Origin of the sequence: Caulobacter sp. UNC358MFTsu5.1, assembly GCF_000712075.1 — a bacterium.
GTDB lineage: Bacteria > Pseudomonadota > Alphaproteobacteria > Caulobacterales > Caulobacteraceae > Caulobacter.
The window spans coordinates 112286-124081 of sequence record NZ_JONW01000010.1; the positions used below are offsets into that span (position 1 = coordinate 112286).

Sequence of the window (11796 nt, forward strand, 5' to 3'; positions counted from 1 at the left end):
ATAGTGTCGCGAGGCGGCAATGTCGTGACGGACGCCACGACGGTGGGCGAGATCGGGGCGACCCCGATCTCGCCGGCAGTCCGCCTAGGCCGGTTCGCCCACCTTGTAGCGGGCGGCCGAGCGGTTGCGCGACAGGTTCGGCAGCAGCTTGGCCCGGGCCGCGTCGTAGGCCGCGAAATCGGCCGCGTCGGGCAGGGACGGGATGGTGATCAGTTCGCCCTGGTGGAAGCCGGCCAGGGCCGCGTCGACCAGGTCGTCCAGCTCCATCAGCATGTTCGGATCCAGCACGTCGGCGCCGCCGTGGCCCGAGCGGTCCCAGATCTCGGTGCGGGTGGCGCCGGGCAGGACGGCCTGGAGCTGGATGTTGGGGCTCAGCTGCAGGCGCAGGGTCTGGGTGAAATAGGTCACATAGGCCTTGGTCGCGCCGTAGACGGCCATCTGCAGCTCGGGGGCCAGGCCCGCGACGGACGAGATGTTGACGATGGCGCCGCGGTCGCGGGCCGCGAAAGCCTTGGCGGCGGCGTGGGCCAGGCGGGTCACCGAGACGATGTTCAGCTGGATCATGCCGTCGATCCGCTCAAGGTCCTGTTCGACGAACGGGCCCGACAGGGCGACGCCGGCGTTGTTGATCAGGATGTCGATCGCGGCGTCGTCGGCCAAGCGCGACTCGACGCGGGCCAGGTCGGCCTTGTCGGTCAGGTCGGCGGTGATGATGTCGATGTTCACGCCGGTCTCGCCGCGCAGGCGGGCGGCCAGGGCGCCCAGGCGGCCGGTGTCGCGGGCCACCAGGATCAGGTCGTGGCCGGCGCGGGCCAGGCGGTCGGCATAGGCCGCGCCGATGCCCGTGGAGGCGCCGGTGATCAGGGCCGCGCCGCGGATGTCTTGCTTGCTCATCGTCTTCTTCCCGAAAGGGGTTGGTCGAGGCCCCATGGCCCGGCCGTGACGTTGAGGTGGGAAGTCACTTTCGATTTGCAAGTGACTAACTTTCGATTTCGTAGCGAGTCCCTATATTGACGTCATGACCAAGCGCGCCTTCGATCCCGGACAGTGCCCGATAGGCCGCACGCTGGAGCGTGTGGGCGACACCTGGAGCCTGATGATCCTGCGCGACGCCTTCCAGGGGCTGTCGCGGTTCGACCAGTTCGAGAAGAGCCTGGGCGTGGCGCCCAACATCTTGGCCGCGCGGCTCAAGGACCTGGTCGAGGCCGGCTTCCTGGACCGTCGGCAGTACCAGGAACGGCCGGCGCGCTTCGAATATGTGCCGACCGCGCTGGCGCGCGACTTCGCGCCGGTGATGACGGCGCTGATGGCGTTCGGCAATCGCCACTACGCGACCGAGGGCGTGGCCAGCCACCTGGTCGACGCGGTCACCGGCCTGCCGGCCGAACCGGTGCTGGTGGATCGCCGCTCGGGCAAGCCGATGGACAGCCCGGACTTCGTCTATTCGGCCGGGCCGGCGGCGGGTCCGGTGGTGCTGGAGCGGGTGGCCCAGGTGGCGCGGGCGCGTCGCGGCTAGAACCGTAGGGGACATGCCCTTGCGGCGTGTCCCCAAGTCCTGGCGCCGTGGAGGCTGGTGGGGACACGCCGCGAGGGCATGTCCCCCGATCATCAGTCGATGCAGATCGCGGCCGTCGCCTTGCCGTTCACGATCTTGGCGAAGCAGCCGAACTGGACGTTGGTCTTCTGGCACTGGCCGGTCGTGGCGCCCTGGGCCTCCAGGTTGCCTTCGGCGATGCAGGCGCCCTGGCAGTCGGCCTTGTCCGAGCAGGTCTTGCCGGCGTCGGCGTAGGGCACCACGCAAGTCGGGCGCTGCAGGCGGCCGACGGGTTGCATAGAGCCGCCGCGCGCGGCGCACGAGGCCTCGGCGCCCTCAACGGTTGGGGAGGGGGCGGCGGGGGTGGGAGCCTGGGCGGCGGGCGCGCAGGCGGCCAGCAGCGACAGGGTCAGGCTCGCCGTGGCGAAAATCGAGAACTTGCGCATGCCAAACTCCAAAGGGGTTGGAGTCGCATCGCGCGACGCGACTCCTTGATTCCGGTCTGTGCGGTGCGTCTGTGTCCGCGTGATGACGCCGGTCAGGCCTGGGCCGCGCCCATGAAGCCCGGCAGCCAGGCCTCGTGGGCCGTGCGCAGGGTCTCCAGCGGGATGCTGAACAGGTCGGTCGAGGCGAAGGCGTCGCCACCCGCCACCCCGGCCAGGTTGGCGTGGACGCCGGCTTCCTTGGCCGCCGCCAGCACCGAGTCCGGATCGGGCGTGGCCACCAAGTAGCGGGCCTGGTCCTCGCCGAACAGATAGGGGTGGGCGTGGGCGTGGCTGGTGGCGTTCAGGGTGACGCCGACCTTGCTGGCCAGGGCGATGTCGGCCGCGGCGATCAGCAGGCCGCCGTCCGACAGGTCGTGCAGGCCCGCGACCAGGCCGGTCGGGATCAGGCCGCGCACGAAGTCGCCGTTCTTGCGTTCCAGGGCCAGGTCGACCGGCGGCGGGGCGCCGTCCTCGCGGCCCAGGATCTCGCGCAGATAGATCGAGGCGCCCAGCTCGCCGTGGGTCTCGCCGATCAGCACCAGCGCATCCCCCTCGGCGACATTTCCAAAGCCCATGCGCAGGTCGTAGTCGTCGATCAGGCCCACGGCGCCGACCGTCGGGGTCGGCGGAATGGCGACGCCGTTGGTCTCGTTGTAGAGGCTGACGTTGCCCGACACGACCGGGAAGTCCAGGGCGCGGCAGGCCTCGGCCATGCCGTCGGTGGCGCGCACGATCTGGCCCATGGTCTCGGGCTTTTCGGGGCTGCCGAAGTTGAGGTTGTCGGTGATGGCGATCGGGGTCGAGCCGGCGGCCGTCAGGTTGCGCCAGGCTTCGGCGACGGCCTGCTTGCCGCCCTCGTAGGGGTCGTTCTGCACGTAGCGCGGGGTGACGTCGCTGGTCACGGCGATGGCCTTGCCCTTGCCGTGGATGCGCACGATGCCGGCGTCGCAGCCGGTGGCGCTGTCTTCCAGGGTGTCGGCCATCACGTGGCGGTCGTACTGCTCCCACAGCCAGCGCTTGGAGGCCATGTCGGGGCTGCCGACCACCTTCAGCACGGCGGCGTTCCAGTCGGACGGGGCGGCGATCTTGCCCGGGTCGAGGTGCGGATGCAGCGTCGGCTGGACCCAGGGGCGGTCATACAGCGGCGCGTCGTCGAACAGCGGGGCCAGCGGCACGTCGCAGACGACCTCGCCGTGGTGCTTGAGCACCAGGTGGCCGGTGTCGGTGGTGTGGCCGATGACGGCGGCGTCCAGGCCCCACTTCTCGAAGATGGCGTGGCCGTCCTTCTCGCGGCCGGGCTTCAGGACCGCCAGCATGCGCTCCTGGCTTTCCGACAGCATCATCTCGTAGGCGCTCATGCCGGTTTCGCGCTGGGGGACCATGTCCATGTCCAGCTCGATGCCGACGCCGCCCTTGCCGGCCATCTCGACCGACGACGAGGTCAGGCCCGCCGCGCCCATGTCCTGGATGGCGGCGACGGCGCCGGTGGCCATCAGCTCCAGCGTCGCCTCGATCAGCAGCTTCTCGGCGAAGGGGTCGCCGACCTGGACCGTGGGGCGCTTCTCCTCGGAGTCCTCCGAGAACTCGGCCGAGGACATGGTCGCGCCGTGGATGCCGTCGCGGCCGGTCTTGGAGCCGAAATAGACCACGGCCAGGCCCGCGCCGGGGGCGGCCGAGTAGAAGATCTTGTCGGCGTCGGCCAGGCCCACGCACATGGCGTTGACCAGGATGTTGCCGTTGTAGCCCTTGTGGAAGTTGGTCTCGCCGGCGACCGTGGGCACGCCCACGCAGTTGCCGTAGCCGGCGATGCCCGCGACGACGCCGTCGACCAGGCGCTTGGTCTTGGGATGGTCGGGCTCGCCGAAGCGCAGGGCGTTCAGCAGGGCGATCGGTCGCGCGCCCATCGTGAAGACGTCGCGCATGATGCCGCCCACGCCCGTCGCCGCGCCCTGGTAGGGCTCGATGTAGGACGGGTGGTTGTGGCTCTCCATCTTGAAGATGATGGCGTCGCCGTCGTCGATGTCGATCACGCCGGCGTTCTCGCCGGGGCCGCAGATCACGCGCGGACCGGTGATCGGGAACTTCTTCAGCTGGTTCTTGGACGACTTGTACGAGCAGTGCTCGGACCACATCACCGAGAACACCCCCAGCTCGACCAGGTTGGGCTCGCGGCCCAGGCGGTCGAGGACGACGGCGTACTCCTCCGGCTTGAGGCCAAACTCGGCGGCCGTCTCGGCCATGGACTTCGCGGGGGAGGTCGAGGTGCTCATGGGCGGGCCTTCTAGCGTGGCCCGGGGGATTCCGCTATATTCTAGAAAGGTCAAAGGTGTTTCTAGAATGGGCATCAGCATCAAGCGGGCGGAAACCGAGGCCTTGGCGCGGCAAGTCGCTGACGTGACGGGGGAAAGCCTGACCGAGGCGATCCATCAGGCCCTGGTCGAGAAGGTGGCGCGGTTGTCTGAACCCTTCGCGCTGACGGACGCCGAGGAGGCGGCCAAGCAGGCCTTCTTCGCGGAGTTGGATGCGCGCCCGGTGCTCGATCCCAGAGATTGGCGGGAGATCGAGGCCGAACTTTACGACGAGCACGGTCAGCCGATTGGATGATCATCGACACCTCCGCCCTGCTGGCCCTGGCCTTGAAGGAACCAGAGCGCGACGCGTTCTATGTCCTGATGCTGCGCGCCAAGCGCCGTCGGATGTCGGCGGCGTCCTATGTCGAGGCGGCCGAGGTCTATATGCGTCGGATAAGTCCGGAGAAGGGGATTTCCCTGCTGAATCGCGACCTCGCCCAACTGCGGATCGAGGTTGTCGCCGTGACCGCCGAGCAGGCCTACGCGGCGGCCGAGGCTCGGCGGACCTATGGGAAGGGCCGGCATGACGCCGAACTGAATTACGGCGACAGTTTCGTCTACGCCTTGGCCAAGTCCCTGGACGAACCGCTGCTGTTCAAGGGAAATGACTTCATCCACACCGATGTGAAGCGAGCCGCCCCATGATCTCCCGCCGCCATCTGCTGGCGCTCGCCGCCGCCTTGCCGCTGACCGCCGCCGGCCCCGCGCCCGTCCGGGTGCGGATGGTCACCGACCTGGGGGCGATCGTGATCGAGCTCTATCCGGACAAGGCGCCGATCACCGTGGCAAACTTCCTGGCCTATGCGGACAAGCATCTGCTGGACGGCGGCAGCTTCTACCGGACCGTCTCGCCCAAGAACGACAACAACCCGGCCACCATCAGCGTCATCCAGGGCGGGCTGAACCGCGACGACAGCCCGCTGCCGGCCATCGCCCACGAGACGACGAAGGTCACGGGGATCCTGCACACCGACGGCGTGATCTCGATGGCGCGAGCCGAGCCGGGCACGGCGGGGTCGGAGTTCTTCATCTGCCTTGGCGACAACCCGGCCCTGGATTTCGGCGGGGCGCGCAACAAGGACGGCCAGGGCTTCGCGGCGTTCGGCAAGGTGGTCGAGGGCATGGACGTGGTCCGCAAGATCCACGACGCCCCCACCGTGACCAAGGCCGACGATCCCTACATGAAGGGGCAGATCATCGAAAATCCGGTGAAGATTCAAAAGCTAAGCCGGAACTAAGGCAGCTTCGCAGAAGGAACGGGGCGAGTCCCGGGCCGTTTTCCTCACCGTGCGCGATCGGCGCGCTGTGCAAGGAGAGAGCCCATGGGTGACAACAAGACCCGCAATCCGCAACAGCAGCAGAACGACCCGCAACGACAGTCTCCGGGTCAGCAGCAACAGCAGGGCGATCGCAATCGCCAGAACGAGCAGGGCCGCAATCCGGGCGGCCAGGCCAACCAGGCCGACCAGCAGCGGCGCGACCGCTGACGAAGAATGCTCCGATGTGAAGGAGGGGGCCGGAGGCGTGAGCTTCCGGCCCCTTTTTATTCCTCCCCTCCGGGGGAGGTGGCCCAAGGGGCCGGAGGGGATTACTGCGCCACCACCGGCAGCTCGATGAAGCTGGCCGTGTCGCCCGCGTGGTAGACCCGCTGGGTGGCCTTCACATAGTCCGCCGGCTTGGCGAAGAAGATGTTGGGCACGAAGGTCTGCGGGTTGCGGTCGTACAGCGGGAACCAGCTGGACTGCACCTGGACCATGATCCGGTGGCCCGGCTGGAAGGTGTAGTTCGCGGTCGGCAGGATGAACTGGTACTTCAGCGGCGTGTTCGGCTTGATCGCCTTGGGATCGCTGAAGCTCTCGCGATAGCGGCCGCGGAAGATGTCCATGCCCACGGCCAACTGGTAGCCGCCCAACTCGGGCTGGCTGGGGACCTCGTCGGGGAAGACGTCGATCAGCTTGACCACCCAGTCGCTGTCGGTGCCGCTGGTCGAGGCCGTCAGGTTGACCTTCGGCACGCCGGCGATCTTCAGCGGCGCGGTCAGGGGCTCGGAGACGTAGCTCAGCACATCGGTGCGGTCGGCGACGCTGCGCTGGTCGGTGACCAGCCAAGGCGTCCAGCGGCTGCGGTCGCCGAACTGCATCGGGCGCGGGATGTAAGGCACCGGCTTGGCCGGGTCGGAGACGTATTCGTCATACGCCGCCGCGCCCTTGGCCGCCGCCGGGGCGGCGAAGCCCAGGCCGCCGTTCGGCTCCAGGTACAGGGCCTTGGTCCCGCCCTGAGGCCAGGACTTGTAGCGGTCCCAGTGGTTCTGGCCCGGATCGTAGATCAGCACCGGCGGGGTGTCGGCCTTGGGCGCGCCGTCCTTCAGGTACTGGTTGAAGAACGGCAGCAGCACGTCGCGGCGGAACTGCAGGGCGGTGTCGCCGTCCCACTTGAAGACGCCCAGGTTGAAGGCGTCGTAGTTGACCTGGCTGTGCCGCCAGGGGCCCAGCACCAGATAGTTCTTGTCGTTGGCCGCGTCCTTGGGCTCGACGGCGGCGTAGCTGTGCACCGCGCCCCACATGTCCTCCTGGTCCCACAGGCCCTGGATCCACATGGTCGGCACCGTCAGGGGCTGCTTGGCCATGGTCTTGTCCAGCGCCTGCTCCTGCCAGAAGGCGTCGTAGGCGGGGTGCTCGCTGACCTTCTTCCACCAGGGCAGGGCGTCCAGGCCGTGGGCCTTGGCGAAGTCGCCGGCCGAACCGGCCTTCAGGAAGGTCTGGTAGTCGTCATAGCCGCCGCGCTGGACGCTGTCGCCGGCGCCGCGCTTGGTGGTCTGGCCGCTGAAGTAGTCGAAGTTCGGCTGGCGGAAGGCGCCGTGGTGGAACCAGTCGTCGCCCATCCAGCCGTCGACCATCGGGCTCATCGGCGCGGCCACCTTCAGGGCCGGGTGCGGATTGACCAGGGCCATCACCACGGTGAAGCCCTCGTACGAGCTGCCCAGCATGCCGACCTTGCCGTTGCTCTCGGGCACGTTCTTGGTCAGCCATTCGATGGTGTCGTAGGCGTCGGTCGAGTGATCGACCTCGCTGTTGTTCAGCGGCCCCTTCAGCGGGCGCGTCATCACATAGTCGCCCTCCGAGCCGTACTTGCCGCGGATGTCCTGGATGACGCGGATGTAGCCGGCCTGGACGAAGACGCTGTCGCCCTCGGCCAGGGTGGCCAGCATGGACGGGCTGTCGTTGCGCGCGGTGCGCTTGGCGGCGTTGTAGGGCGTGCGGGTCAGCAGGATCGGGGCGTTCTTGCCGCCCTTGGGCACCACGATCACGGTGTAGAGCTTGGTCCCGTCGCGCATCGGCACCATGACCACGCGCTTGTCGTAGTCATAGCCGTCCTTGGGCGCGACGTACTTGCCGTCGATGTCCGGCGTCAGCGGCGGTGTCTGAGCGTGTGCGGCTGTGGTGGCGAAGGCGGTGAGGGCGGCGGCGGCCAGCAGGCCGGCGCGGAGGGTCGACGCGAGACTCATGGAAGGGCTCCCCAATGGTGCGGGCACCTTAGGAGCGGTTTTCAGCTGGCGCTATAATATAACAGCGTTTCGCGCCGCTAGCGGACGTAGACGCCGTCGAAGCTCACGGACGCGCCACCGCAGCTTCCGCTGTCGGCGACCACCATGTACCGGCCGACGCGGCGCATATCGACGCTGCAGAAGGGCTCCGTGCCCTCGGGGTCGGCGTAGGTGGCGGCCACGCCCTTGACCTCGATGCGTCCCTTGAACGCCCCCTCATGCACGGAGGCCGGCCCTTTCCAGGTCGCTTCGCCCTCGGCCCGGAAGCCCTTCTTGTCGCGGGTGATCGTGATCTGGTTGTCGCCGAAGCGCCACGCGCCCAGCCAGTCGCCCTCGCCGGAGGGGGCGACGGCCGACTTGATCAGGTCCGACGTCTTCAGCCAGCCGACGGTGTGGCGATCGCCCTTGCCGTACCAGGCGCAGGCCCAGCCGTTCCCGACCTTGCTGGCCAGCACCTCGTCCTGGGTCACCAGATAGCTTTTCAGCTTGCAGCTCGGCGCGCCGGGACAGCCTTCGCCGTCGCCCTGGAAGTAGGTTCGTCCCCCGGTCGGCGGCGAGACGTTGTAGACGGCCACGCCGTCCTGGGCGGCGTAGGCGAAATCGCCATAGCCGCAGCGGTTGTCGGCGTGGGCGGCGCCCGCCGCCAGTGCGGTGAGGAGGAAGGTTACGCTGATCGACAAACGACGCATCGGAACCTCCCTGGCGCCCGTCAGGCGCTGGCGAATATGCTGCGGAAGAGGATCGCCCCGTCCTCCGAGCCCAGGTCCGGGTCGAACGAGCGGTCGGGGTGGGGCATCAGGCCCAGGACGTTGCCCTTGGCGTTCATGAGGCCGGCGATGTCGCGGGCCGAGCCGTTGGGATTGTCCTGGTAGCGGAACACCACCTGGCCTTCGCCCTCGATGCGGTTCAGCGTTTCCTCGTCGGCGAAGAAGTTGCCCTCGCCGTTGCCGACGGTCATGACGGCCGAGCGTTGCTCGCCGAAGCTGGCGGTGAAGCGGGTCTGGCTGTTGACCACGTCCAGGGCCACCGGCTTGCAGACGTACTTCAGCTTGGCGTTGCGCAGCAGGGCGCCGGGCAGCAGGCCGACCTCGGTCAGGATCTGGAAGCCGTTGCAGATGCCCACCACGGCCACGCCGTCGTTGGCGGCCTTGACCACCTCGCGCATCACCGGGCTCTGGGCGGCCATGGCCCCGCAGCGCAGGTAGTCGCCGTAGGAGAACCCGCCGGGCAGGACGATCAGGTCCAGGTCGTCCGGCAGGGCCGTCTCCTGGTGCCAGACCATTTCGACACGGGCTCCGGCGGAGCGCTCGATGGCGACCTTGCAGTCGCGATCGCAATTGGAACCGGGGAAGACGACGACGGCGGCTTTCATGGCGCGGGCCTGTAGCACCGTTCGCGCGGGATGTCAGCGCCGCTTCGTCCCTAAACGCTCGCCAAGCCGCGGACTTCGGCCAGCGCCAGGTCCACCTCGGCCGGGCTGTTCATGATCGAGGGCGTCAGCCGCACGTGCTGGATCGCGTAGGGCGCGGCCGAGGCGATGATCCGGCGCCGGCGCAGGCGGGCGACGGCGGAATCGGTCGACAGGCCCTGGACGTCGAACGAGACGATCCCCGCCGACATCCGCGGGTCACGGGGCGTGACCAGGCGCACGTGAGGCATCAGCGCCAGGCCCGCCTTCAACTGCTCGGCCAGTTCGGCCGTACGGGCCGCCACCTGGGGCTTGCCGATCTTCTCGTGGAACTCGACCGCCGCCGGGATCGCCCACAGGTGCTCGAAGGCCTTGAAGCCGCCGGGCGACATCAGCGGGCCGTCGGTGTGCTCCAGCAGGGGCGAGTTGTTGATCCAGGCGGTCCAGGCGGCGCTATCGACATAGCTGGGCACCGAGGGGCGCAGCCGCGACCAGCCCTGGGCGTTGGCGGCGATGATCCCGGTGCCGCGCGGGCCGAACAGCCACTTGTGGCAGCCGGCCATGAAGATGTCGCAGCCCAGGCTGGCCAGGGTGGCGTCCTGGTTGCCGAAGCCGTGCACCCCGTCGACGGCCAGCACGATCCGCTCGGGCTCCTGGCGCGTGGCGTTCACCTGGGCCAGGGCGGCCGAGATGGCGGGCAGGGGCAGTTTCAGTCCGGTGCTGGAATGCACCCAGGTCAGGGCGAAGGCGCGGGTCTTGGGCGTGACCGCCGCCATCAGGCGGGCCACCATGCCGGCCTCCGACACCGTCTCGATGCTGTCGAACAGGTCGATGCGCCTGACCACCGAGCCGTTGCGCAGGGCCGCGCGGCGCAGGCTTTCGTGGGTGATGTAATAGTCCTGGTTGGTGGTGACGATCTCGTCGCCATAGCCCAGCTTCAGTCCCCCATAGACCAGGGCCGCGCCCAGGGTGGTGCTGTCGGTCAGGGCCACCTGGTCGCCGTCCAGGCCCAGATAGCGGCCGGCGGCGGCGCGGCTGTAGGCCTGCAGGCGGCGGTTGTTGTCCTCCAGATAGGTCACGGGCCGCCAGTCCATCTCGCGGCGGAACTGGTCGATCGCCTTGCGCACCGGCAGGGGGTGGGTGGCGATCAGCATGGCGCTCATGTTGACCTCGTCCGGCGCGGTCTGGAACTGGGCCTTCACGGCGGCCCAGTCGGTCCCGGCCGTCGAGACGGCGGGCGCGGCGGGCGGCGCGGGAACCGCTCCGGCCGCCGGCCTGGGCTGGGGAACGAAGGCGTCGGGCTTGGGGTACGAGGTCGGCGGCCTGGGCGCGGCGGCCGGCGGGCTCGCCGCCGGCTTGGGATAGCCGGCGCGCGGCTGATAGGGCCGGGGCCCGTTGGGCAGGGTCTGACGCGCCAGGGCCGGCCCCGCGGCCATGGCCAGGCCGGAGCCCAAGAGGAATTCCCTACGCCCTACGCCCATCGAGACTGTCCCAGCCGGGGCCCAAGGCCCTCTAGGAACAACTCGCGAGCGGGCGAAGCGTTCAGGAGCGGCGCTTTACGCGCATTCGTCCAGCACGGGCTCCACGCTGGCCTCGTCCGGGGCCGGGAAGGGGATCTTGAAGGTGAAGGCCTCTTGCGTCGGGCCGTTGGCTTCCAGCAGGGCCAGCTTCGCCTTGGCCTCCTCGATGGTCGGGCGGTGGCCGGCCGGCACCCACCAGAGGACCATGTAGAGGTCCATGTGCTCGAACCATTCGCGGCGGCGGCGCATGAACTGGACGTGGCCGCTGCGGTAGACATAGGCGCCCAGCGACGGGATGTCGGTCCAGGTCGACATGTTGATCGCGATCATCTCGTCGTCGAACGGCTGCAGGTCGGTGGCGTTGTTGCCCTCGCCCGTCAGGCGCCAGACGAAGCCGGGCGAGGCCTCGGCCAGGGCGTTGATGGGGTCGAGGTTGTCGGCGAAGTCCTTGATCATCGGATGATCGATCGGCGCCCGCAGGCGGCCGATGTTGACCTGGGCCAGTTCATACTTCGCGCTCATGTCGCCTCCGCCGGTTTCACCGAACATGGTGCGGCGAAGCTGGAGGGGAAGGGGCGGTTCGGAAATCCGGGCAAAGAAAAAGCGCGCACGCGCATGTCCCCGATCGTTGCCGTCAGGCGACGTCGATGCGGTAGCTCTCGATGACCGTGTTGGCCAGCAGCTTCTCGCACATGGCCTTGACCTCGGCCTTGGCCTTCTCGGCGTCGGTCTCGGCCAGGTCGAACTCGATCGTGCGGCCGACCCGGGCGCTCGAGACGCCGGCCCAGCCCAGGCCGTGCAGGGCGGACTCGACGGCCTTGCCCTGGACGTCCAGCACGCCGGGCTTCAGGAACACATGGACAGTGGCTTTCAACTTCTTCTCCTCACCCGTGAAATGGGGGAGGGGGACCGCGAAGCGGTGGAGGGGGCGTCCCATCCACAGCAATCGGGCGG

Annotated in this window: 14 protein-coding genes; 5 read left to right on the forward strand and 9 right to left on the reverse strand. The window is 68.7% G+C overall.

All coding sequences use genetic code 11. The features are described 5' to 3' along the window. Positions 1 to 84: 84 nt before the first annotated feature. Positions 85 to 894 carry an SDR family oxidoreductase gene (locus tag BR39_RS0119900; protein WP_029915445.1) on the reverse strand — a complete coding sequence of 270 codons (810 nt, stop codon included), beginning with the start codon at positions 892 to 894 and terminating at the stop codon, positions 85 to 87. A gap of 124 nt (positions 895 to 1018) precedes the next feature. Here BR39_RS0119900 and BR39_RS0119905 point away from each other — a divergent pair, with 124 nt between their 5' ends. Then, positions 1019 to 1516: a helix-turn-helix domain-containing protein gene (locus BR39_RS0119905; RefSeq protein WP_029915446.1), complete on the forward strand. Its 498-nt coding sequence runs from the start codon at positions 1019 to 1021 to the stop codon at positions 1514 to 1516. Positions 1517 to 1608: 92 nt separating this feature from the next. On the opposite strand, the gene BR39_RS0119910 is transcribed toward BR39_RS0119905, so the two are convergent. Together BR39_RS0119910 and purL are read right to left on the reverse strand one after the other, a co-directional pair. Beyond that, on the reverse strand, positions 1609 to 1980 hold the full coding sequence (locus tag BR39_RS0119910; protein WP_029915447.1) for a hypothetical protein: 372 nt from the start codon (positions 1978 to 1980) through the stop codon (positions 1609 to 1611). Positions 1981 to 2072: 92 nt separating this feature from the next. Beyond that, a complete protein-coding gene (gene purL / locus BR39_RS0119915; RefSeq protein ID WP_029915448.1) occupies positions 2073 to 4289 on the reverse strand; it encodes a phosphoribosylformylglycinamidine synthase subunit PurL in 2217 nt (738 codons plus the stop codon). A gap of 67 nt (positions 4290 to 4356) precedes the next feature. Here purL and BR39_RS0119920 point away from each other — a divergent pair, with 67 nt between their 5' ends. From BR39_RS0119920 to BR39_RS26810, 4 genes are all read left to right on the forward strand, one after another. Beyond that, positions 4357 to 4623 carry a type II toxin-antitoxin system VapB family antitoxin gene (locus tag BR39_RS0119920; RefSeq protein ID WP_029915449.1) on the forward strand — a complete coding sequence of 89 codons (267 nt, stop codon included), beginning with the start codon at positions 4357 to 4359 and terminating at the stop codon, positions 4621 to 4623. Next, positions 4620 to 5015, forward strand: a complete 396-nt coding sequence (locus BR39_RS0119925; RefSeq protein ID WP_029915450.1) for a type II toxin-antitoxin system VapC family toxin — start codon at positions 4620 to 4622, stop codon at positions 5013 to 5015. The genes BR39_RS0119920 and BR39_RS0119925 overlap by 4 nt, the downstream gene beginning before the upstream one ends. Continuing rightward, a complete protein-coding gene (locus BR39_RS0119930) occupies positions 5012 to 5608 on the forward strand; it encodes a peptidylprolyl isomerase (protein ID WP_029915452.1) in 597 nt (198 codons plus the stop codon). Before BR39_RS0119925 ends, BR39_RS0119930 begins: the two co-directional genes overlap by 4 nt. 84 nt (positions 5609 to 5692) lie before the next feature. Beyond that, on the forward strand, positions 5693 to 5857 hold the full coding sequence (locus BR39_RS26810; protein WP_197026735.1) for a hypothetical protein: 165 nt from the start codon (positions 5693 to 5695) through the stop codon (positions 5855 to 5857). A gap of 101 nt (positions 5858 to 5958) precedes the next feature. Here BR39_RS26810 and BR39_RS0119940 read toward each other — a convergent pair whose 3' ends face one another. The 6 genes from BR39_RS0119940 to purS form a co-directional block, all read right to left on the reverse strand. Next, complete coding sequence (locus BR39_RS0119940; RefSeq protein WP_029915454.1) at positions 5959 to 7875, reverse strand: CocE/NonD family hydrolase; 1917 nt, start codon at positions 7873 to 7875, stop codon at positions 5959 to 5961. Positions 7876 to 7952: 77 nt separating this feature from the next. Further along, complete coding sequence (locus BR39_RS0119945; protein WP_156035844.1) at positions 7953 to 8603, reverse strand: hypothetical protein; 651 nt, start codon at positions 8601 to 8603, stop codon at positions 7953 to 7955. Positions 8604 to 8623: 20 nt separating this feature from the next. Then, positions 8624 to 9286: a phosphoribosylformylglycinamidine synthase subunit PurQ gene (gene purQ, locus BR39_RS0119950; protein WP_029915458.1), complete on the reverse strand. Its 663-nt coding sequence runs from the start codon at positions 9284 to 9286 to the stop codon at positions 8624 to 8626. A gap of 50 nt (positions 9287 to 9336) precedes the next feature. After that, positions 9337 to 10776, reverse strand: coding sequence for an aminotransferase class V-fold PLP-dependent enzyme (locus BR39_RS0119955; protein ID WP_051695952.1), 1440 nt, complete (start codon positions 10774 to 10776; stop codon positions 9337 to 9339). A gap of 102 nt (positions 10777 to 10878) precedes the next feature. Further along, positions 10879 to 11364 (reverse strand): DUF3291 domain-containing protein, encoded by a 486-nt coding sequence (locus tag BR39_RS0119960; protein ID WP_029915462.1) that lies wholly within the window; start codon positions 11362 to 11364, stop codon positions 10879 to 10881. A gap of 112 nt (positions 11365 to 11476) precedes the next feature. Continuing rightward, positions 11477 to 11716, reverse strand: coding sequence for a phosphoribosylformylglycinamidine synthase subunit PurS (gene purS / locus BR39_RS0119965; RefSeq protein WP_029915463.1), 240 nt, complete (start codon positions 11714 to 11716; stop codon positions 11477 to 11479). Positions 11717 to 11796 lie beyond the last annotated feature (80 nt).